The 24,462-nt window shown below is 46.3% G+C and carries 14 protein-coding genes; 13 read left to right on the top strand and 1 reads right to left on the bottom strand.

Annotated features, from left to right (window positions below; translation table 11 throughout):
- The first annotated feature begins 38 nt into the window (after window positions 1-38).
- The 13 genes from AB432_RS26890 (at window position 39) to AB432_RS26830 (ending at window position 24,020) form a co-directional block, all read left to right on the top strand.
- A complete protein-coding gene (locus tag AB432_RS26890) occupies window positions 39-2,081 on the top strand; it encodes a condensation domain-containing protein (protein ID WP_048034911.1) in 2,043 nt (680 codons plus the stop codon).
- 18 nt (window positions 2,082-2,099) lie between these two features.
- Entirely contained in the window at window positions 2,100-10,868 is an 8,769-nt protein-coding gene (locus AB432_RS26885; RefSeq protein ID WP_048034910.1) for a non-ribosomal peptide synthetase, read from the top strand.
- Window positions 10,869-10,887: 19 nt separating this feature from the next.
- Window positions 10,888-11,781 (top strand): GHMP family kinase ATP-binding protein, encoded by an 894-nt coding sequence (locus AB432_RS26880; protein ID WP_235617563.1) that lies wholly within the window; start codon window positions 10,888-10,890, stop codon window positions 11,779-11,781.
- Window positions 11,782-11,872: 91 nt separating this feature from the next.
- Complete coding sequence (locus AB432_RS26875; protein ID WP_048034908.1) at window positions 11,873-13,144, top strand: MFS transporter; 1,272 nt, start codon at window positions 11,873-11,875, stop codon at window positions 13,142-13,144.
- Between the two features lie 51 nt (window positions 13,145-13,195).
- Window positions 13,196-14,722, top strand: a complete 1,527-nt coding sequence (locus AB432_RS26870; protein ID WP_048034907.1) for an argininosuccinate lyase — start codon at window positions 13,196-13,198, stop codon at window positions 14,720-14,722.
- A complete protein-coding gene (locus AB432_RS26865) occupies window positions 14,712-15,764 on the top strand; it encodes a PLP-dependent cysteine synthase family protein (RefSeq protein ID WP_048034906.1) in 1,053 nt (350 codons plus the stop codon). The genes AB432_RS26870 and AB432_RS26865 overlap by 11 nt, the downstream gene beginning before the upstream one ends.
- The gene (locus AB432_RS26860) at window positions 15,739-16,995 is read left to right on the top strand and encodes an ATP-grasp domain-containing protein (protein WP_048034905.1); all 1,257 of its coding nucleotides are present in this window, start codon (window positions 15,739-15,741) and stop codon (window positions 16,993-16,995) included. Before AB432_RS26865 ends, AB432_RS26860 begins: the two co-directional genes overlap by 26 nt.
- On the top strand, window positions 16,992-18,047 hold the full coding sequence (gene ltaE / locus AB432_RS26855; RefSeq protein WP_048034904.1) for a low-specificity L-threonine aldolase: 1,056 nt from the start codon (window positions 16,992-16,994) through the stop codon (window positions 18,045-18,047). Before AB432_RS26860 ends, ltaE begins: the two co-directional genes overlap by 4 nt.
- Window positions 18,048-18,252: 205 nt before the next feature.
- The gene (locus AB432_RS26850) at window positions 18,253-19,992 is read left to right on the top strand and encodes a peptide-binding protein (RefSeq protein WP_048034903.1); all 1,740 of its coding nucleotides are present in this window, start codon (window positions 18,253-18,255) and stop codon (window positions 19,990-19,992) included.
- Between the two features lie 86 nt (window positions 19,993-20,078).
- Window positions 20,079-21,050 (top strand): ABC transporter permease, encoded by a 972-nt coding sequence (locus AB432_RS26845; RefSeq protein WP_016741862.1) that lies wholly within the window; start codon window positions 20,079-20,081, stop codon window positions 21,048-21,050.
- Window positions 21,047-22,027: an ABC transporter permease gene (locus tag AB432_RS26840; protein WP_048034902.1), complete on the top strand. Its 981-nt coding sequence runs from the start codon at window positions 21,047-21,049 to the stop codon at window positions 22,025-22,027. Before AB432_RS26845 ends, AB432_RS26840 begins: the two co-directional genes overlap by 4 nt.
- Complete coding sequence (locus AB432_RS26835; protein WP_048034901.1) at window positions 22,003-23,049, top strand: ABC transporter ATP-binding protein; 1,047 nt, start codon at window positions 22,003-22,005, stop codon at window positions 23,047-23,049. Before AB432_RS26840 ends, AB432_RS26835 begins: the two co-directional genes overlap by 25 nt.
- A complete protein-coding gene (locus AB432_RS26830; RefSeq protein WP_048034900.1) occupies window positions 23,046-24,020 on the top strand; it encodes an ABC transporter ATP-binding protein in 975 nt (324 codons plus the stop codon). The genes AB432_RS26835 and AB432_RS26830 overlap by 4 nt, the downstream gene beginning before the upstream one ends.
- Window positions 24,021-24,062: 42 nt before the next feature.
- Here AB432_RS26830 and AB432_RS26825 read toward each other — a convergent pair whose 3' ends face one another.
- On the bottom strand, window positions 24,063-24,323 hold the full coding sequence (locus tag AB432_RS26825) for an alpha-helical endospore appendage domain-containing protein (protein WP_048034899.1): 261 nt from the start codon (window positions 24,321-24,323) through the stop codon (window positions 24,063-24,065).
- Between the last annotated feature and the right edge of the window lie 139 nt (window positions 24,324-24,462).

Below are 24,462 nucleotides of genomic sequence, written 5' to 3'. Positions count from 1 at the left end.
CCCAACCATTACGCAGTAAAGAATCGGGGTGAGCATGAATGGATCAGAGAACCTTTATCAAAACAATCGCTCTGTCTGAAACGCAAAAAGATTACTTTATTCACTATTTGGTACACCCGACAAGTGCTTTTTATCATGAGCAGTTTCTTTTCAGATTCGAGCAGCGACTAGATGTAACGGTGACGATACGTACGCTTACCGAGATTGTGAAGCGTCATGAAATCAATCGGTCCATTTTTGTGTTAGAAGACGAGCCCATACAAAAAGTCTACAGCGAGCCTATATTGGATTTTGAGCATGTGGCTTCTGCTGACTGGGACGATAAGACGATTCGAGCATATCTGAATCAGGAACTGGGCAAGTCGTTTCAGTTGGACAAGGGGCCGTTATTCAGTTGCAGATTGCTGGATTATAAAGAGATGGGCAGCATTCTAAGCTTTAAGTACCACCACATCTGCTCAGATGGGTGGAGTGTTTCGCTCATGCTCGATGAATTTACGATGATCTATCAACAGTTGATAGCAGATCAAGAGCTTGTGATACAACGGACCACACATCATTATGCGGATTTTGTTGAGTGGGAACTGAATTATTTAGCCAGCCAAGAAGGAGAGGAAGCGAGAGCTTTTTGGAAAAAGAAGCTGGGCGGACCTCTTAAGAGGCTAGAGTTGCCGATGGATAAAACTCGTCCCAGTACTCCGTCGTTTAAAGGCGGGATTTCTTTCTTTACGTGCAAACATGAGCTTCGCGATGAGATGATAGCTTACCGTAAAAATCATCACTATCAAACAGATGTTATTTATTTGTCTCTCTTCCTTGCTTTTCTTTCTCGTATTTCAGGCCAAGATGACATTATTATCGGTGTACCTAGATTTGGCAGGCCCCAAAAGGAGTTTTATTCCATCATGGGACCATGTCTTGTCATGCTGCCACTCCGAATCAAAATCCCGAAGAATTGTTCATTTAAAGAGTTAGCCCGACTTGTTCAAGAAGAGTTGTCATTATGCTCCCGGTATCAAAACTACCCATTTTCTCTGATAGCAGGAGAGCTGGATTATGATCGCGATAAAAAATATTCGTCTTTTTTTTCAACCGCTTTTGTCCATCAAAAAGCCATTAAGCAAGATGGCGCCTATTTTGTGGGCAATGCCCAAAATACGTTTCAAAGCAATGACTTAACAATCAGTTCTTATCCTATTCATAAAAATATATCCCAGTATGATTTATGTTTTGTGGTTGAAAAGGACAACCAACAGGACATATTGGCAGGATTTGAATACAATGCGGATATTTTGAATGAAGAAACGGTTGTCAAATGGATTGCCGATTTTGAAGCCGCCAGTCTATTTCTTTTGAAAAATGATAGTGAAAATATCCTAATGCTAAAAAGCCAAGCGAAAAAAGACTACTGGACGAAGAACTTTGTCCATTTGCCATCCTTTAAAATATTGCCTGAGGATGGAAGTAGTCTTTCTAGCGATTCCACTGTGTTCGAACGGGAGAAGTTTGAAATAACAGGGTTGCTGTCGACTCAAATATCCCGTCTGGCCCAATCTTGGGACAGCTCAGCGTTTGAGATTTTCATGAGTACATTTTTGGTCCTCTTGCATGCTGAAAGCGAGAAGGAGGATATGGCCCTGGCATTTCGGGCGGATTGTGATCAGCTACAAAAAATTTCTTTCCTATTGCTACGAACGGATCTATCAGGAAATCCACTTTTTTCCGAGCTAGTTCTGCAAGTACAGCGCAAGGTAAAAGAAGCCTATCAATATAAAGACGGCTTGGAATCGCTGCTACATGGACAACCCGAGCCGCAAATTTTGTTTGAAATGAACGAGGAAGAACCACACTCCACGATTGATTTTCAATTCCGCATCCACGAGTCACAAGGTCAACTGTATGGAACCATTACCTATCATGCAAATGTATTCAAGAGGGAGACCGCACAAAGAATGTTATCCCAATATGAATACGTATTGCAAAGTGTGATAGCCCAGCCGCATCAACGAATCCGTGAACTTGTCAGTCATCTAAACAGCCAATTTCTTTCAAATGATGATTATGAGCAACTATTCCTTTAGCGAAAGAGGTGCACGGGCTTGCAGCATTTAACAAAAGAAAATGTAGGGGAAGTAATTGAGCTTTCGAAGGTGCAGAAGCAATTCTTACGCCAAGACATGATAACAACGGTGCGCTATCTGATCAAACAGCCTATCGAAAGGGAAAGAGCTCAAGAAGCGTGGAATGAATTAGTCAGTGAGACGCCGCTAATGAGAACGGTTTTTCGTAAACTAAAAAATAAATATGTACAAGTGGTTTTAAAGCAATTCCCGATTTCTATTGATTGGCACGACCTGCGAGGATTATCTGCTGAACAACAGGAGCAAAGGTATTTTCTTGAGATTGCGTTCCATCAGGAGCCTATTGCCTTTGAGGAAGGTCCATTGATCCGACTGTCTGTGATGCAGATGGAGGAAAATCAAACGGTTATCATTTGGACCAATCATACATTGTGTATGGACGATGTCAGTCGCGGGCTTCTTCTGGAGGAATGGCTAAAGAGAGCAAAGGGCAATTATTCATCTAATAATCATCGAACATCATTCAAAGACTATTTTATCTGGGAGTCAAGTCAAGATGGCTCCAGAACGAAAAGCTATTGGATAGATAAAATCAATCACAATGATAACGAGTCAGTCTTTTATCCAGTACAGGGTCAGGGTGCACAAAAGGAAGCGAAACAGCAGACGAGCTGCCATGCTGTACTTTCCGAACCATTATCCCAAACAATCAAGAGCATGGCACTCAAACAAGGCGTCTCGATTGAAGCTGTCTTTCAGGCTGCTTGGCTGCTGTTATTAAATATGTATAGCGGGGATGAAAAGGTAGCGATTGGTGTTACCGTCTCCGGGAGACCTGAGTCACTGGAAGGGGCAGATACCATTATTGGGCCATTGGCTCACAGTTTGCCAGTCTTCATGACATTACATGCGAATCAAAACGTGTGTGATTTTGTAAAAATTGTTCAGATAAGCTGGGAAGAATTGCAGCAAAATCAGTTCATTACACAAGAGATGATTCGTAACTATGCTGGAGTCCCGGAAGATCATCCTTTAATCGGAACAACAGTGACGGTAGTGAGTGGTGCAGGAGATGATTATGAATCGGTCGTCCTTTATCGAGGTGGCCTTCCTTCGCTCGAAATAATGGTGAAGGTTGGCCAGTCCATACAAATTCAATTCATTCATCCCCATACTTCTGCCAAGCGCGATCTGGAAAGGCTACAGTCCCATTACATCCGTATACTTGAGCAGCTTTGCTCGGATTTCGAAATGAAAATCAGCGATCTGAATGCCATGACAGATGAAGAGCAAAACATGATGACGAGCGTGATGGGCAATTTTACGAAGTCACATCGAAACATGGATCAACTGGCTCAGCAAATCATAGAAGAACAGGTTAAGCGCAATCCTGATGCTGTCGCTGCTGTCTATATGAACCACTCTATTACCTACAGAGAATTGAATGAAACTTCCAATCGTTTGGCTCATTGGCTCCGCAGAGAAGGATTTGGTAGAAATGATCTGGCTGCCGTTTTTTTAGAGAGAAGCATCGATATGTTGGTTGGCATTCTGGCCGTTCTAAAAGCAGGGGGATGTTATGTTCCGCTAGATACCTCCCACCCTGATCAACGATTGGTTACGATTATGGAAAATAGCAAGGCGAAAGTTGTACTAACCGAGGCGAATTATCAGTCACGCAGCATGACATTGGCATCGGAAGTAGCGCATAAACCTATCGTGTTTTGCTTGAACGAGGGCAACGGCGTAAGTCCGGATAAGACTTCTTTGCAGACAGCGGATACGAATGATCCTGAGACCATCAATGCCTATGATGATTTGGCAAATGTCTTTTTTACTTCGGGCTCTACCGGTATACCAAAAGGAGCAATGATTGAGCACAGAGGAATGTTGAATCACCTTTTTGCAAAAATCGATGTGCTTGTCCTGAACCAAGACAGCATTGTTGTACAGAATGCTTCCCACTGCTTCGATATATCGGTGTGGCAATTCCTGGCTCCCTTGATGGTAGGGGGAAAAGTGGTGATTTATGACAACGAGACAGCAACAGACCCGGAGTTATTGTTTCATTCCATAAGCCGTGACAAGGTAACGGTGATTCAAATGGTTCCTGCAATGATTGAAGCCGTGCACAACACTGCACTGGCTCGCTCTCCGGAACAACAAGCCTTGCCACACTTGCAATATATGATCTCTACTGGTGAAGGACTGCCGGTAACACTGTGTAAAAAGTGGCAGACCTTGTATCCTGAAGGCATTGTAGTGAACACATATGGAGCGACAGAATGCTCGGATGATACGATGCATGAAATCATTGATCGCTCTTATCAGCATGACGATTATCCGTATGTTGCGTTGGGCAATTCCATCGGCCATATGAAGCACTATTTGCTGGACAAATGGATGCGTCCGGTTCCCACTGGTTGTGTGGGAGAAATCTACATTTCCGGGATCGGAGTAGGGCGGGGATACGTAAATGATCCCGAACGTACCGAGCACGCATTTTCAGAGAATCCCTTTTTGAAAGAGAAAAAAGAAAGACTTTATAAAACAGGCGATTTGGGACGTTATTTGCCAAGTGGGAGACTTGTATTCGTGACGCGTGCCGATTTCCAGGTGAAAGTACGTGGACATCGGATTGAGCTTGGCGAGATAGAAAGTGCCCTTTTACGTCATGAGAGCGTTAGACAATGTGTCGCGGTCGTAAGCGAAGATAGGAATGGAGATAATCGAATCGTCTCTTATGTTGTCCTGCATGAAAAACAGGATGAACAGGAGTTCCAGCAATATCTCAAAACGATTCTGCCGGAATATATGATTCCAGAGCGTATCATGATCCTCGATGCGATGCCTCTTAATCGAAACGGAAAAGTAGATAAAAAAGCATTGCCAACAGTGGATACGGTTTCAACCAAGAATGAAGCATACGTCGCACCTCGTAACGATTTGGAGCGAAGGCTAGCAGTGATCTGGAGTACAGTGCTCAGCATAGATGATATGGGGATCGATGATGATTTTTTTCAACTTGGCGGACATTCCATGAAAACCATTCAGGTTCGTTTGCGAATGAAAAAAGAGTTGGGCATTGAAGTTACGATCAAGGATTTGTTCGAGCATCGAACGATTCGAGAGTTATCCTCCTTACTGGCTCACAGGGAAGAGTCAGCAAGTGGTCAGCTCCATACCAGTCAGGAGAGAACGACGATTCACAAGGCAGAGGAGAAGGATTACTACCCGGTTTCACATGCGCAGCGGAGATTATTTTTTATTCAGCAGCTGGAGCCTCAAAGTACGGCATATAATATGCCGACGATTTACCATATTACGGGACCATTGAAGGAGCCTATTCTTCATAAGGCATTTTCGCTCTTGGTTCAAAGGCATGAAGTACTGCGAACGAAATTCCTGGTAAAAGACGGACATCCGGTGCAACAGGTGCTGCGGAATCATGATTTTACCTATTCATTTGTTGACGTTTCCAAGCAGTCAGAAGCTGCGAAGCAAAAAGCCATTCAACTGATCATGCAACAAGAGTCGGAGACGTACTTTGACTTGGAGAGCGATGCACTGTTTCGCGTGAAGTTATGTAAGGTGGCCGAAGAAAAATATACATTGTTGCTGAACATGCACCACATGATCAGTGATCAGTGGTCATGGGGGATCTTACTGAAGGATTTCAGTCAGATTTACGAATCCTTGCAGCAAGGGATCGATCCCGTATTACCTGCTCTGCACATTCAGTATAAAGATTATGCAGTCTGGCAAAATCATGCTATCAATCACGGAGAGCTGGCAGAATCAGAAGCGTACTGGTTGAAGACGTTCCAAAAAGAAATTCCTGTATTGGACTTGCCTACAGACTATCAGCGTCAGCCCGTCCAAACATTTTTCTCGGCAGTGGAATCTTATCATCTTCCAGAAAATATCTTCGGTCGTATGCGGGAGATTGCTCAGCAGTATGATGCATCCATGTTTATGGTGACTTTATCCGTTGTCGGCATTTGGATGTCCAAGCTGACCAATCAACAGGATATTATCATCGGTACTCCGGAAGCGGGAAGAAACAACATGGATATCGAAGAAGTCATCGGATTTTTTGTGAACACCCTTCCTTTAAGGCTTGAAGTGAATATGAAGCACACTTTTGTTGAAGCGCTTCAGGCTTGCAGACAACTGGCGCTGGAGTCATACGCGCATAATGAATATCCATTCGATAAAATGGTGGAGAAAATTAACCCTGAGCGAGATGTGAGCCGCAACCCTATTTTTTCTTTTATGTTCCAATATATTGAAAAGTTAGAGGAAGACGGAAAAATAAGCGGACTGGAAATGAAGGCAGTCGAATCCTATAATTCCATGACGAACTTTGATTTGTCGCTTGTATGCCTGGATCAAGAAGATGGGGCGAGTCTTAGCATTGAATATCGGACAGATTTATTTCGGCCAGAAACTGTTCAACGGATGCTTGGATATTTGCATAACATCATCGAACAAGTAGCCAATCAGCCAACTATTTTTCTCAAACAGATAGAGTTATTGTCCGTGGATGAAAAACAGGCTGCGGTAAGCAGATTTATAGACGTGCATTTTACCAACGGGGATGAAAACAAAACGATCATTGAACTGTTCGAAGAGCAAAGTGCGAGAACGCCAGATCACATTGCTGTCGTTTTTGAAGAGCAAGAGCTGTCCTATTCCGCACTGAATAAACGGGCGAATCAACTGGCGCGAACATTGGTAGCGGAGGGTGTCTGCGCCAATCAATTGGTTGGCATCATGGCTGAGAGATCGATTGAGATGATTGTCGGTGTATTGGCGATTTTAAAAGCAGGTGGAGCCTACATTCCGATTGATCCTGATTATCCGGAAGAACGGATTCGGTATATGCTAGAGCATTCGGAAGCGGAAGTTTTCCTACTGCATCAAGCATTAAGAGAGAAAGTCGATTTTGACAAAAAAATAATCGTACTCGATGACCATGAATCCTATCATCATGAACATACAAATTTGGGATTATCCATACAGTTCGACCAGCTAGCCTATGTCATTTATACATCAGGTACAACGGGAAAGCCGAAGGGAGTCATGATCGAGCACCAACAGCTTCAAGCGCTTGCACAGGCATGGAAGCAAGAATACAAGCTGGACGAATTCCCGGTCCGATGCTTGCAATGGGCGAGTTTTGCTTTTGATGTTTTTACTGGAGATTATATAAGGAGCCTGTTATACGGCGGAAAGCTGGTCATTTGCCCAGCGGACGCAAGAATTGATTTGGAACGGATTTATCAGATGATGGAAAAGCACGAAATCAACCTGTTTGAATCCACACCGGTCCTTCTGATCCCTCTTATGAACGATATTTATGAGAAGGGCCTCAACATGGATTTTATGAAAATACTCATTCTTGGATCGGATCAATGTCCGTTGCATGTATTCCACAACCTTGTAGACAGGTACGGTCACACCATGCGCATCATTAACAGCTATGGCGTGACGGAGGCAACCATCGATGCTTCCTATTACGAGAAAGAGACTCAGCAAGATTACAAGTTTTTACCGATCGGCAAGCCGTTGCCAGGAGTGAACATGTATATTTTGGATGCGAACGGCAATGTAGTGCCTGTGGGGATTCCTGGCGAACTGTATATCGGTGGACGAGGAGTAGGAAGGGGATATTTTAAGCAACCAGATTTGACGAATGAAAAATTTGTTCAGAGTCCGTTTTGTGCGGGTGAAAAATTGTATAAGACAGGGGATATGGCTCGATGGCTCTCCAGCGGAAACATCGAATTTTTAGGGCGATTCGATAATCAAGTCAAGATACGTGGCAATCGCATCGAATTGGAAGAAATCGAAGCGGAATTGTTAAAAACAAGCGATATTCAAGAAGCTGTTGTTATCCCAAAAGAGGATGAATCAGGTCAAAAGAGGCTGGTTACCTTTTATGTGGCTGCGCAAGAGCTGGAAGCGAGCATGGTGAGAGAGGCGCTACGAAAAACGTTGCCGGCGTACATGGTACCTTCTTATTTCGTTCAGTTAGATGAAATACCAGTGACCCCAAATGGAAAGATTGATCGAAAAGCGTTAACAGAACTCAACATAACGCTGCGTAGTGATAGGGAATTCGTTGAACCCAAAACAGAGATCGAAAAGATATTGGTATCAGTATGGCAAGACGTTTTGCATGAGAAGCAGGTTGGGATTTTGGATAATTTCTTTGAGCTTGGCGGGGACTCTATTAAGTCCATACAAGTTGCTTCTCAATTGTCAGGCTTGGGATACAAGATGGAAATCAGAGATTTGTTTACATCTCCAACCATTGCAGAACTGGGTACAAGACTGAAACCGATGAAACAAAAAATTGATCAGCGGGATATCGAAGGTGCTGTACAGCTAACCCCGATTCAGCATTGGTTTTTTCAGGAGCACAATCAGCATCCCCATCACTATAACCAATCTTTTATGCTCTATCGAAAAGACCGGTTTGATGAGAGGCTGGTTCGCAAAGGAATTGAAAAGCTCCTGCAACACCATGATGCTCTACGAATGGTATTCCGCGAAATGGAGACGGGCTATCAAGCCTATAACCGAGGGGTCAGCGAAAGCGACGTCATGTACAGTCTGGAAGTGTGGGACTATCGAAATATAACCGATGCAAATATACAGCAAGTGATGGATGCACAATGCACCGCAATACAATCCCGTCTTCATATTTTTGATGGTCCACTTATTCGGTTAGGGCTATTCCAATGCGAGAATGGCGATCATCTGCTGATGGCAGTTCACCATTTACTCGTAGATGGGGTATCGTGGCGAATACTAATCGAGGATTTCAACCGAGCGTATCTACAGCTCCTTCAAGACAAGGAGATGACGCTGCCTCTCAAGAGCGATTCTTACCAATTGTGGGCACAAAAGCTGAACGAATATGCCCATAGCGATAGAATCGAGGTCGAGCGTGCTTATTGGAATCGTATCGAGGAGATGGAACTTCAATCGTTGCCAACCGATTACGTTGAATGGAAACCTCTTCGGAAGCAAACCAGGACAAAAACAATCGTGATGGATGAGCAACAGACCAGGGAATTGTTGAAACAGGCCAATCGCGCTTATCACACGGAAATTGATGAGTTGTTGTTGTCTGCAATCGGGGTGGCTTTTAAAAAATGGGCGAATATCGATCGATTCGCCATCAATATGGAAGGGCACGGCAGGGAATCGATTCTACCTGATGTGGAGATAAACCGCACAGTGGGATGGTTTACAAGTGAATATCCCGTGATTGTAGACGTTGGCAACGAACAGGATCTGTCTGCTATCATCCATAAAATGAAAAAGGATGTGCGCCAAATTCCTCACAAAGGGATTCACTACGGGATATTGAAATATTTGGCGGCAAATCCTCGAAAGAACAACATAAAGCCTGAGGTCAGCTTTAATTATTTGGGGCAGTTTGATCTGGATCGAAAAGAAGAGGATGGCGACATTCAATTGTCGACATTTTCTGGTGGCGAATCAATGAGTCTGGATCAATCCCGAGAATGCAAGATCGATATTGAGTGCGTTGTGTTACATGGTCGTTTTCAATTTATAGTAGCTTACAGTGAGAATCAGTATAAAAATGAAACCATAGACGAATTAACGGCATGCCTTCAGGAGAGCTTATGTGAAATCATTCAACATTGCTTGACGAAAATACACAACAGTACTGACCGCGGACTCCCCGGGGAATCGGTAGATTTCGAGGGAGTGGTAGACGGATTTTTTGATGCTTCTAGGATGAATGATATTCCTGGTGCCGTCGTAGTTGTCGTCCATCATGGTCAAGTGCAGCTAAAGAAAGCATATGGATATGCGAATCGAAACGAAAGAGTGCGGATGAGTGCGGATGAAACGGTAATGAAGATAGGTTCGATATCCAAAATTGTCACAGTCGCTGCCATCATCCAACTCGTGGAGCAGGGACTTATTGGATGGAACGATGATATTCAGCCGTATCTAGATGATATGGAAATACCGAGAAAGGTTGAAGGACCACTGACAGTTGAGCATTTACTCAGCTACACAGCAGGATTTGACGAACCGTTTACGGGAAATGCCCAAAGCTACCATTACGGCGAGCGTGAGTCCGTAACCTTGCAGGAATACATTCAACGCTATATGCCAACCGTTATTTATCAACCTGGGGAACAATACTGCAATGAGAATTTCTCCTTTATGCTGGCAGGGTATTTAGTAGAAAGAGTGACTGGAATCCCCTTCCATCGCTATGTCAGTGAGAAATTATTTAAGCCTCTCGAAATGAGAAGGAGCAGTTTTCTTTTGCAGCCAGAGCTGGAGGCGAAGCTGGCAACAGGCTATGATCTGGAAAATAATCCGATTCAAAGGTACGATTTTAGCCCTGCGGACTCTCCTGATGGCAGTCTGCTCTCAACTGGGGACGATATGGCAAAATGGATGCTGACGCTATTAAACAAAGGCGCTTATGGGACTGAAAGGGTACTAAATGAAGATTCGATTAGCAAAATGTTCGCCAGTAAAGCGGTGCCTCACCCACAAGGGGCTTATACAGGGTATGGCTTCACTGTGAAATTCCATCCTGATTATGTCCATGAAAATATTTTGGCGAAAGCAGGCGAGGTAATCGGGTATAACTCCTTCATGTGGTTGCTGCCAGAAAAGAATCTGGGGGTGTTTATTAGTACGAATAAAAGTCAATTTAACAAAATAGAATTCTTTGATTATTTTATGAAGAACTATCATCCTGCAGAAACGATATCCATTTAATTGGGGGGCCTCTATGAGCATGATAAAGACGAGTTCCATTCGTAATTTTCCTCAAACAACAGACTTAGGCATTGGAGCAGCTAACGGGACTTTTGGGGAGCTTCTGCAGGGGATTCTAGGGGAAAATAATCGGGATTTTCTAGTGACTTTGCCTATAAAAAATGCTTCCTATGCTACTTTTTATTCTATTCCATCCTTACAAGAGATCGTCATTGTACCTCGTTCCAAGCAAAAATCGAAAAAACTCGTAGAAAAAATACTCAAGCATTATGGCTTTCCGGCTGGCGGAATTTTGGAGATCAATTCGGAACTCCCAGTAGGAAAAGGCATGGCAAGTTCATCAGCAGATTTGGTGGCTGCCTCCAGAGCAGTAGAAAATTGTTTTCATATAAAAATGGAGCCTGCTTTACTGGAGTTGTTTTTATCGACGATAGAGCCGACTGACGGAGTGATGTATGAAGGAGCTGTTGCTTACTACCATAAGGAGGTCAAGCTCCGAGAATATCTTGGGGAGCTCCCGCCCTTGTGTATTGTAAGCATTGATGAGGGGGGAACAATTGATACGGTTGAGTTTAACAAGCAATCAAAACCGTTTACCAATGAGGAAAAGATGGAATACAGTCTCTTGCTGCAAAAAATCACGAAAGCGATCAGAGAAAGAGATGTCCACACGATAGGCGCCGTGTCGTCCAGAAGTGCGATCTTGAATCAAAAAATTCTGCCCAAGAAACTATTGCCGGAAGTCATGGAGATCAACGACAAAATTGGAGGGTTAGGTACGGTTGTAGCACACAGTGGGACCAGCCTCGGTATTTTATTGTTGAAAGAAGAGCCTGACTTCTATCAAAAGCTGGAACTGGGGTATAGATGGTTAAGTGAATTGAATACAGAAGTGCATGTATACCACACGTAGAGGAGCAGATCCAAGAGATGGCTTCTGGCATGCACGGAAGTCATCTTCCCCCAAAAAATGATTCCGTTCGTATTGGGAGTGGATGATCGAGATGGAACAGCCAATAAGCGTTAATGAAAAGGTATCTTTTCGGGCTTTGCTGAGCTTGAAAAGTTATCGCTATTTAATCTTTTCGCAATTTGTCTCGAATATGGGAGATGGAGTGTATCGATTAGCGCTTATTTGGCTAATGAAGGTTTTGACGGAAAGTCCTTTGTTAATGTCGGTTTTATTGGCAGCGGAGACCATTCCATTGATCGTATTCGGATTGTTCGCGGGCGTTTTTGTTGATCGAGGAAATAAAAAGAGGATCATGGTTGTTTCCCATTTATTGAGAGCTGCGCTCCTATTATGCATCGTCTTGTTGTTCTTGTTTAACAGGCTGCATCCTGCTGTACTGATCACCATTGCCGTTTTGCTAACTACGGTTAGTGCCTTCTTCAGGCCAGCACTCACGGTAGCGATACGGACGCTGGTTCCCGAACAACATATGACGCAAGCCCAAAGTTTATCGCAGATGATTCAAACGATTGTCAGTTTGGCGGCTCCGGCATTGGCAGCGGGGTTGATCGCGTTTGGAATGGAATATGCTTTTATTTTGAATGTCGTCACCTATTTGTTAGGGGCACTGATTATTTTATGGATAAACGAGAGGGAGCTTGTCCTATCTACTGTCAGTGAGTTTACAGCAAGGATGATCATGACGGATTTGAAGGATGGAATCCATGCGATTACGAAGCATGATTTTTTGCGAAACTGCATGATTTATTTTACCATCCTCAATTTTTTGACGGCTCCAGAAGCGATCCTGCTGCCACTGGTCGTTACCAATGTTATTGAATTGGCCATGCTCGAGATCAGCTTTTTTATCGGGATTATGCTTGGGTCGCTATGTATTAATTATTTGAATCGATATGATGCGATTATTTACATTTGCTGCGGCATTAGTCTGTTCAGTATCGGAATCGGAATGTTTGCTTTCGGCATTCCACTTGTTTGGCAAGTCATATGTGTATTCGTGAACGGGATAGGCTCGGCATTCGTCAATATCAAAATGAGTACGTTGATCACCTTGATGGTGCCCAAAGAAGTCTTGGGAAGAGCATCGAGCTTGATCAATGTAATGGTTATGTGCGCCATGCCAGTCTCCGTCTTCCTGGTAGGTCTGACTACTGGTCTTGTTTCCATCTTTACGATATTTGGAATCATTGGCGGAGCGGGACTTCTTATTGTGGTTCTCATGTGGATGAATCCACACTTGAGAATGAAAAAAGAACATCACTACGATTATGCGGAACAGAAATCAGGAGGTATCTCTCTTTAGGGCAACTCCTGGTTCGATCGTTACTCTGTCGGAAGCGAGGTGTATTTTTGCATGAGTGTAAAATTAACGGGCAGAATTGCTTCGACACCAAGCCGCCTCTTGCATGATGAAGTATTGGAACCACAGTTCAAATATGAAGTCGATCATTTGCTGCCAGGGTACATTCAGATTGAATTCGCCATGCTGTTGGAATATGTCAGAATGGGCTTGATTACACGACAAGACGCTTTGCCTATCGCAAAAGCACTTCAGGGCGCTACACCAGAAACAATCGCTCCTGACCCCGGACAGAACATGTCTGATATCTCTTTTGCCCTCGAGCGTTATATTGAAGGCTTGCTCCCGAGACCGGTACCGTGTTGGCATATGGATCGCAGTCGCAATGATGTCCAAGCGTGCGCCCAGGTGATGTTTGGTCGTGCACAATGGCTGGAGACGATGGGAGAATTGGGACAGCTTATTCAATCAATGCATACACTCGCTAATCAATATCGTTCTGTCCCCATGCCAGGATACACACACTACCAATCCGCACAATTGATTACCCCTGGATTCTATCTTTCCTCTATTAACAGTGAATTCTTGCAAGCCATGAATCGATGGATACAAATTTATGACGACATGAATCAATGCCCGCTTGGGGCAGGGGCCATGGCTGGGGTAGAACTGCCGTGGGACCGTCAACGGTTGTCCAAGCTGCTTGGGTTCCGACAGCCTCGAATGAGTGCGTTGTCGGCAGTTGCGTCTCGGGAATGGGTTTTGAGAATGGCAGGAGAGCTGTCCACCTTCTCAGTATTGATCTCCCGATTTACAACAGATTTGATTCAATGGGGCAGCAGCGAAATGAACTTCCTCCAATTGCCGGATGAGCTATCCGGAATATCTTCTGCCATGCCACAGAAAAGAAACTTCCCGATCCTGGAGCGTATCCGGGGAAAGAGTGCGCATCTAACCGGATTTTATATGGATATGGTGCTAGGTCAGCGCAATACAGCTTTCACGAATTTGGTAGAGACGTCCAAAGAGGCAGGCACTCATCTTCTGACGTTGTTTCAACAAAGCAAAACGTTGCTGCGCCTGTTAAAAGCGGTGATCGATCATTTGCAATTCAATGAGGATCGTTTGCTCCATATATGTAAACGGGACTTCTTTGGAGGATTTACTCTTGCGAATTTGCTGACGTTGGAGCATGAGATTCCGTATCGCACAGCACAGGTAATCGCAGGCAGATACATCGTTCGTGCACTGGAACATGGTGTATCGCCGGAGCCGGGAGATCCACGGTTACTCTATGAAGCTTGCGCGGAAGCAGGCTTTCAAGTACCGGACACGGCTGCACTCCTCGCTGCTTCCTTCGATGTGCAGGGCGGCTTGTACGCAAAGAAATCAACGGGCTCCACGAACCCGGAGGAAGTGCAGCAGATGCTGACAGCACAGAGGGAGCATGCAGAGAAGCTGCAACGGGAGTGGCAGGATCGACAAGGGGAATTACAGGCGATCGAAGAAAGGCGGGGGAGGGTAATGAAGAGGTTGCTTTCTGGCAAGCAAGGGAAGGATGTGAGCGTAGATGCGGTATGAACAGTTGGCAGATACGATTGGGGATACCCCATTGGTCAAGCTGAGACTTGATGAAAAGGCAGTGGGCTCCGTATTTGCAAAGCTCGAGTTAATGAATCCGTTCGGTATGAAGGATCGTGTAGCCAGGCAATCGGTCTTGGCCGCGATACAGTCGGGAGAACTTCAGGAGGGCATGCCGATTATCGAGAGCTCGTCAGGAACGTTGGCTTGCGGCTTGGCCTTGGTTGGGCGTCAGTTGGGGCATGATGTACACATCGTGACTGATCCGAGAATTGACCCGATTACCTATGCCAAGTTGACCTCGCTTGGCTGCCATGTTCATGTGGTTTCGCAGATGGGGAAACAAGGGTGGCAAAGCGCCAGACTGGAACGACTCCAAGAATTAATGAGGGAGTATCCAGGAGCGTTTTGGCCTCGACAATACGATAATCCGGAAAATCCGCGTGCATATGCTGCGCTGGCATCCGAGTTGATGCAAGACCTTGAACGAATTGATGTGCTTGTTGGTGCAGTTGGCAGCGGAGGCTCCCTGTCCGGGACAGCCAGAGAACTGAAGCGTCATTATAAGGAGCTGCGAGTCGTGGCGGTTGATGCAGCGGGGAGTGTGATATTCGGACAGCCCGATCAGCCGACACGTCTACAAGGTGGCTTGGGAAACAGCTTGGTCGCTAAGAATGTAGATTTTTCCATGATCGATGAAGTGCATTGGCTGAACGATGCTGAGGCATTTGCGGCTACGCTACGCTTGGCCCGTAATGAGCATATTTTTGCTGGCAACAGTTCAGGTTCCGTGTACGCCGTAGCCAACTGGTTAGCGAGCCAAGTCGAGAGTGAATGCAATATCGTTGCTATATTGCCAGATAGAGGGGATCGTTATGTCGATACGATCTATAGCCACTCCTACCGGGAGAGCAAGGGTCTGATGCAAACGAACCTGCGAGACACGCCTCAATGTGTGGAACCAAAGACAGTCGTGACTAGTTGGTCCTATTCCAAATTGATGGGGATGTATCCGAATGAACAAACACTTTCTGTTCGTTGAAGCAAATACGACGGGGACAGGTATGCTCGCGATTAAAAAAGCGCGCGAATTGGGGTTTACGCCCATATTTTTCACAGAAAAGCCTGAACGCTACCACGGTTTGAATGAGTTGGAGTGTCACGTAGTCGTGACAGATACGAATTCCCAAGCAGAGCTGACTGACAGTGTAGCACAAGTGATTAAGGAAGGCAGAGAGATTGCCGGAATCATGTCAACAAGCGACTATTACCTCGAATCGGTAGCCAAGCTGGCCCGAAAATTCGGTTGGACAGGCAATTCACTGGCGGCGATTGAGGCCTGCCGCAATAAAGCGGTTTTCCGAGAGAAGCTTCAGGGTCATCAAGTGACTCAGCCTGAATTTGTGGCAATAGGCTCTATGAAGGCATTGATGGAAGCACGGTCTTCCATTTCTCTGCCCTGCGTGGTGAAGCCCGCTGACGATAGCGGGTCGAATAACGTAAGGCTGTGCTTTAGCTGGGAGGAAGTGGAGCATATGGCAGCGGAAATCCTTGCGATCAAGTACAATGCGCGCGGCCAGGAGACAGCTCGAACAGTTCTTCTGGAGCAGTATGTCGAGGGCCCTGAATTTAGCGTGGAGACGTTCTCTTGGCAGGGACAATGCTTTGTCATCGGCATTACCCAGAAACGGTTAACGGGATATCCATTTTTCGTGGAAGCAGGGCATATTTTCCCTGCACCGCTGTCGACAGAAGAGAAACAGGAGATCGAGCGAACAGTGGAAAGGGCATTAGCGGCGGTGAACTACCAATTCGGTGCTGCCCATACTGAAGTGAAGTGGACATCAGCAGGTTGTGTTGTCATCGAAGTCAACGCAAGGCTTGCCGGTGGAATGATTCCAGAGCTGGTTCGCCGTTCAACAGGGATTGATCTGCTTTTGCAACAGATTCGGTGTGCGGCAGGACTTGCGCCAGAATTGTCTCAAACCATCAAAGAGCAACGCTATGCAGGCATTCATTTTCTCGTGTCGGAGAGTCAGGGGACCTTTAGCGGGATGCATGGAATGGATACCGTTCGTAACCTGCCAGGGATAGCTGAAGTGGCCGTTCATGCAAAAATCGGTCAAAGCGTCTGGCCTCCGCAAAACTTCTCGCATCGTCTCGGCTATGTCATCGTGGAAGGCAAGCATTACAGCGAGACCGCTGAGCTGATCCAGCAGGTGAAAGACAGCCTGAAAGTACAAGTAGGTCAGCATTTGGAGAGTGGGGTATGAAACCAGTGATCGAATTGAGAAGCGATACATTCACTTTGCCGACAAGTCAGATGATGGATGCCATTCAAGAGGCGGTACTCGGTGACGATGTGTATGGGGAAGATCCTACGGTTCGCCAATTGGAGCAAGAAGCAGCCCGAAAGCTTGGCAAAGAGGCAGCCATTCTCATGCCGAGTGGAACGATGGCTAATCTGGCATCCTTAATGGCACATTGTCCGCGCGGTTCCAAAGTCATTGTAGGCAATGAGACCGACATTTACATCTATGAAGCGGGTGGCGCGGCTGTGTGTGGCGGCATTATGTACGAACCGATTCCGACGCAGCCAGACGGAAGGTTGGACATCGCTGATATGGAGCGGGTATTTCCATTGGAGCCTGAAGATCCACAATTCGCATTGCCTTCCTTGATCTGCCTGGAAAACCCGCATAACCGGATGGGGGGACGTGTCCTACCGCTGTCTTACTTGGAAGAGGTTCGCGCATTTGCAAACGAAAAGGCTGTGCCCGTTCATATGGACGGTGCACGCTTGTTCAATGCGGCAGTTGCTCTTGACGTGGATGCGGCTGAGATTGCGCGTTATGCGGATTCCTTGCAAATATGTCTGTCGAAAGGGTTGTCAGCACCGATTGGTTCCCTTGTTGTGGGAACAGAAGACTTGATTCAGAAAGTGTATCGTCTTCGCAAAATGCTGGGTGGCGGTATGCGCCAGGCAGGGATTATTGCAGCACCAGGCCTGGTTGCCTTGCAGCAGATGACAGATCGATTGGCAGTCGATCACGCAAACGCCCTTCGCCTGGCACATGGTCTGGCGGAGATTCCAGGAATCGTGACTCATGTGGAGGATGTAGAAACCAATATTGTGTTCTTCCGGATTGAACACCCAGTCCATACGTGGCAGACCTTCGTAGAAGCAGCGCAAGCCCATGGGCTGCGCGTAGCCGAGCTCGGTCACGGCAGAATTCGAGCGGTGACTCATTCCGGTATTAAGACAGCGGATATCGATAAGGCGCTAAGCATTGTACGTGAACTGTTGCAGTTCCAAACTGTGTAGGGCAGACATGTTCGCTCCCCCTTTTTTAGAAGGGGGAGTTATTAAGGTTTATAAAGGAATATAAAATCATCAGATTTTTTTAAATCTTTTAAAGGGAAAATATTTTCAAATAACAGAAAATTATTTAATATTAAAAAGACAAGTCTTGGGATGTATTTCCCGTTATGGAAAAGGCTTGAAAACACATGAAAGAGGGGGAAATGATTTGAAAAAAGGGAAAGGTTGGTTGAAGCCGTTGGCGTTGCTCTCGTTAACCGGCGCGCTGTTGGTCGGTTGCTCAAGCGGGAACAATGCTTCGCCAGGAACACCAGCACCAACACAAAAACCGGTGGAGCAGGTGGCTCCTCAGGCGACCAGTACGGACGATGAGAAGCCAATAGACGGTGGAACGTTCACGCATTCTACCACGTCTGACATCGTCACGATCAATCCGATTTTTGGAAACGACACAGCATCTGGCGACGTTATGGAGTACACCCAGGCGTATTTGTACAATCGGAACCCGTCTTTTGATTTAGCAGTTTACCCTTGGTCCCTCGCAGCCGAGTTGCCGAAAATAAGCGAGGATGGCCTCACCTATACAATCAAGATGAAGAATAATGCGAAATGGTCCGATGGAACGCCAATTACGGCTGACGACCTGATTTTTACCATTAATGCCATTAAAACTCCTGAGACTGGATCACCAGAAATTACGAAATACGACAAAGTGAAAGAGATGAAAAAACTGGATGATTACACCGTAGAAATCAAATTGACTCAATTGTACGCTCCGTTTGCTTTTGGATTAATGCAAAAGTTGGCACCAGCCCACGTGTTGAAAGATGTACCGTTTAAAGACTTGCAAGCACATTCTTACGGAAAAGATCCAGCCAAGACACCTACTTCCGGACCGTACAAATGGTCAGAGTGGAAACAAAAGGAATTCCATGTGCTAGATGCTAACCCAAATTACTGGGGTGAAAAGAAGCCGCATATTCAAAAGGTTGTTTACAAAATCTATGCGGATCAAAACACACAAGTACAGGCTCTGATGAAAGGCGACGTTGACTTGGTAGATTCCATTCCTGTCACGCAGCTCGAAGCGGTGAAGGCGAAAGGGACGATCAACATTTCGACGGAGCCAGGTCCTAGCTATGAATACTTTGCCTTCAACTTTGACAAGAAGAACTTCCCCAACAACTACGGGTTGTTTGAAGGTCAAAAAACGCGTCAGGCCATTGCCCACGCAATCAATCGTCAAGGTATTATCGACAATATCTTGAAAGGAACCGGAAAAATTATGGATGCACCGTTCCTGCCAGGTACATGGGCAGATCCGGGCGATGCAGCAGTCCATTACGAATATAGTGTAGAGAAAGCAAAACAACTGCTGAAAGAAGACGGATGGGTAGCCGGGGCAGATGGAATTCTTGCCAAAGACGGCAATCGTTTCTCCTTTGAATTCATTTTCAACTCGGGGAACAGTCGTCGTGAGCAGGCAGCCGTCGTTATTCAGCAAAACCTGAAAGAGATCGGAATTGAAGCGAAGCCAAAAGCATTAGACTTCTCGGCTCTTGTCGATCAGTATGCCAACCCTGGTAAATTCCAGGTTCTGTTACTCGGCTGGCAATTGTCTGACCCAGATCCGGATGGCATTTCTACTTTCGGGAAAAAGGCATTCCCGCCTGGCAACAACGCTGGCTGGTACGACAATCCGAAGCTGGATGCGCTGTGGGAAAAAGCTGTATCCACGGTGAAACAAGAGGAGCGTGCAGCGATCTATAAAGAAGTCGGAAAAGAAATCTCGACGAACCTGCCATACGTATTCATGTATCAGTACGGAACGCCACGAGGCATGACTTCTCGCGTCAAATATAAGGATGAGTTTAAACCAGTATCCATGATTCCATATGGGGAGACCTTTGGCTTCCTGAACTGGTGGATCGACGATACCAAAAAATAAGCTCGGCTGGTAGTGGTTAGCAATAGGAAAAGGGGGAAGGGCAGCCTTATGTCCCTTCCCCTTTCAAACGAAAGGAGGATGCTGGATTGACTGAATATTTGGTACGCCGCGTACTACAAGCTGTGCTTGTCTTATTTTTGATCACCGTGGTTTCGTTCGGACTGATGCATGCAGCACCGGGGGGACCCTTAAAAGTCATGCTCTCACCGGGAATGTCCCCAGAAGCACAACTCATCCAGATGAAAAATATGGGGTTGGATCAGCCAGTCTACATTCAATACATGAAATGGGTTGGAAATTTGTTGCAGGGAGATTTGGGCCATACCTTTAAAAATAACGTTCCGGTTGGTGATATTTTATGGCCGACGGTCTGGAATACGTTTGTGCTCATGTCTGTAGCGTGGGGGCTTTCCATGCTGATCGCCATCCCGTGGGGAATCTACAACAGCACAAAGCAATACGGTCTGTCTGACCAGATCGCCTCCATTGTTGCCTATCTCGGATTTGCGATGCCGACCTTCTGGTTTGGGATTATGCTACAGCAGTATTTTGCGATGCAGCTGAATCTGCTCCCATTATCTGACATGTACACGATGGGGAAAGAGGGACAAGTAAGCGACCTCATATTGCACTTGATTCTACCTGTTACGGTGTTAACACTGGTGAACATTGCAGCCTATGTCAAATATACACGTGCTAGTATGCTGGAGGTTTTGGAGCAGGACTATATTCGGACGGCACGTGCCAAAGGGATGAAGGAAAGACGCGTTATTTTCCGCCATGCTCTGCGGAACGCACTAATTCCTGTTGTGACGATCATCGGATTGGATTTGCCGACTTTGGTAGCAGGTGCAGCATTGACTGAGAGTGTATTTAACTGGCCAGGCATGGGGCGTCTGTTTGTGGAAATGGCTGTAGCGCGTGAGTATTCTGTGTTGATGTCGATCACGTTGCTGATTTCACTGATGGTGATTATCGGAAACCTGCTTGCCGATTTAATTTACGCACTGGTTGATCCACGCGTGCAGCTTGGACGTAAAGGAGGCAGGGCAGCATGAGTCAAGTACAGCTTCAGGATGACACTGTCGTTGAAACGAATCGGACAGGAGGGCAGCTTCCGACGAATCCCGTTGGACAAAAACCTCCTGGACTCTGGACAACCGCCGGCAAAAAATTTATGCGGAACCCGTATGCCGTTAGTGGCTTAATCGTACTCCTGTTTTTTATTGGAATTGCTGTGTTTGCCGATTGGGTCGCACCGCATGATCCGGCAAAGATTGATTTTATGATTACCAACCTGCCTCCTGGAACAGAAGGGCATGTGCTCGGAACAGACGAGCTCGGTCGTGATATTTTGTCCCGCCTCATTCATAGCAGCCGGGTGTCTATGCTGGTCGGCTTCAGCGTTGCTTTTGCTGCGGTTGTCATCGGGACGCTGATTGGAGCGATTTCTGGTTATTTCGGCGGCTGGATCGATACCTGCTTCATGCGTCTCGTTGACGTGATGAACTCCATTCCGAGTCTGTTCTTTAACATTCTGGTTCTGGCTCTCTTCGGTGCGGAATTTATCTACATGATCCTGATTTTGTCGCTGACGAGCTGGACAAGTGTGGCACGTCTAGTGCGCGGACAGTTCTTGCAGCTACGGGAAATGCAGTATGTGGAAGCAGCGAGAGCGATCGGCGTTTCACACTGGGGCATTATTACGCGTCACCTGATACGTAATGCAATGGCTCCGATCATTGTGTACGCGACTCTCATGGTTGGTTCGGCCATTCTGTCAGAGTCAGGTCTTTCTTATTTAGGCTTGGGGATTCAACCGCCTCAAACAAGCTGGGGATTAATGCTGAGCAAGGCACAGGAATTCATGCTGGTCGATCCTTTGCAAGCACTTTATCCTGGTCTTTGTATTTTACTCGTGGTGCTCGCGGTTAACTTCGTCGGAGACGGCATTCGCGATGCATTCGACCCACGGAAGAAAAAGAAGAACCCGAAAAGGAGGCTGAACAAGTGGAACGTAACATCCTCGAAATAAAAAATTTGACCACTTGCTTCTTTACGGATGACGGCACGGTCAAGGCCACGGATCGAGTGAGCATCAACGTTGGCAAAGGACAGACGGTGTGCTTGGTAGGGGAATCCGGTAGTGGAAAAAGTGTGACGTCACTTGCGGTCATGCGATTGATTGATTATGCGGGCGGATTTATTCAGAGTGGGAATGTCATGTTTCACGGTCAGGATCTGGCCGCAAAGGACTTGGATGAAATGATGCACATTCGCGGGAACAAAATCGCGATGATCTTCCAAGACCCGATGTCGGCTCTCAATCCGGTGTTTACGGTAGGCGATCAAATTGCGGAGAGCTTGATGCTGCATCAAAATATGAGCCAGCAGGATGCGTTCAAAAAAGCGATCGAGATGCTTCGGTTAGTTGGGATTCCGGCGCCAGAAGTACGAGTGAAGCAGTACCCGCACGAAATGTCTGGAGGGATGTGCCAGCGTGTTGTCATTGCGATGGCCTTGGCCTGCAACCCGGAAATGCTGATAGCAGACGAGCCAACTACTGCTCTAGATGTTACGGTTCAGGCGCAAATTTTGGATTTGCTCAGACGGCTGCAAAAGGAATTGGGCATGTCGATTTTGCTGATCACCCATGACATGGGGGTAGCAGCAGAGATGGCGGATCGTATCGCGGTAATGTATGCAGGGACGATTGTGGAGGAAGGAACGGTCGAACGCATATTTGACGAGCCCCGGCACCCGTACACGATTGGCCTGCTACAGTCCATCCCCGGATTTGAAGGGGAGCGCGGCGGAGAATTGTACACGATCCAAGGCACCATCCCGAGTATTACCCAATTGCCGACGGGCTGCCGTTTTCACCCGCGTTGTCCGCATGCGATCGACAAATGCCGAAAAGAGGAACCCATCTTGCGCGAGGTTGTTACAGGACAACAAGTGGCTTGCTGGTTGAATGAAGATGTCAGCAATCTATTCAGAATAAATCAGCGTGCCAATTCAGTCGCTGGAAGCAAAGCAGAGGTGAACCGCCAATGAACCGGGAATATTTGATCGAAGCAAATCATATCAGAAAGTATTTTCCGATTAAGGCTGGCTTGCTGAGCCGTGTCATCGGTCATGTAAAAGCCGTAGATGATGTATCTTTCGGAATTCGGCCAGGGGAGACATTTGGGCTCGTAGGAGAATCCGGCTGCGGGAAGTCGACGCTGGGGCGTGTCGTGCTGAATTTGCAAAGGGCGACGAGTGGAGAAGTGCTGTTTGACGGAACCAATATCCATCAGGTGAATAGACAAGAGAATTTGAAGCTGAGACGGGATATGCAGATTATCTTTCAAGACCCGTTTGGTTCGTTGAATCCACGATTTTTGGTAAGCGATATTATTGGAGAACCGTTACGAGTTCATCTGCGTGCATCTGCAAAGGAAATAGATGAGCGGGTAGTCGAGCTGATGAGTCTGGTGGGACTCGATCCATCGAGGCGAAATCGGTATCCGCATGAGTTTTCTGGCGGACAGCGGCAACGGATCGGTATTGCGCGGTCGATTGCACTCTCGCCACGGTTTATTGTGGCGGATGAAGCTGTTTCTGCACTGGATGTGTCCGTACAGTCACAGGTTTTGAACCTGATGATGAAATTACAAAAAGAGATGGGGCTGACCTATCTGTTTATCGCGCATGGTCTGAATGTGGTACGCCATATTTCTGATCGGGTAGGCGTGATGTACCTGGGGAAAATGGTGGAGATTGCACGAACGGATGACTTGTTTGCACAGCCACTGCATCCGTATACGGCGGCATTGTTGTCGGCGATTCCGAAGCCTACTCCGCATCGGCGACAAGAGCGGATCGTCCTGCAAGGGGATGTACCTTCTCCGGCCAATCCGCCGTCAGGTTGTCGTTTTCATCCTCGTTGTCCAATGGCGCAGGAGAGATGCAGCAAGGAGATTCCCGAGCTCATAGAGGTTGGGCAGGATCGCCAAGTCGCGTGTCATTTCCCTTTAGCATAGAGAATAGAAGAAGCCGCCCATCATGGGTGGCTTCTCCTATTCTCAAAATAACTCGATGACGGTAATACTGACATTGGCTGTTTGTACACTCTGGTTGATATTTAAAAGATCGCTGATCGTTGCTGGCGGAGCGGTAACCCCTGGAAGCGTCTCCAGAATAAATTGAAGCTTTTCCCCCTCCGCGTTAATGATATGTCCTAACCCTAGCTCTTCAATAGCAATAGAGGACAATAATAAATGAATCGCGTCGTCACGCGTGAGTGTTATGGTCGGAGTAATATTCGGCAAATTTGCTTGTGACACGGTTATCCCTCCTGAAAATCATAAATAGAACTCGTCCCATTGTTCAAATGTGTTTGTATAGTTTTGAGTATAAATTTCCTGAATATCCATATAAAGGTAGACAGAGTGAAATCGTTTTGATACATATAAATCAGTGTTG

Origin of the sequence: Brevibacillus brevis, assembly GCF_001039275.2 — a bacterium.
In the GTDB taxonomy this organism is placed as follows: domain Bacteria; phylum Bacillota; class Bacilli; order Brevibacillales; family Brevibacillaceae; genus Brevibacillus; species Brevibacillus brevis_C.
The sequence above is the reverse complement of the archived record's forward strand: the minus strand, read 5'-3'. Positions and strand labels throughout refer to the sequence as shown.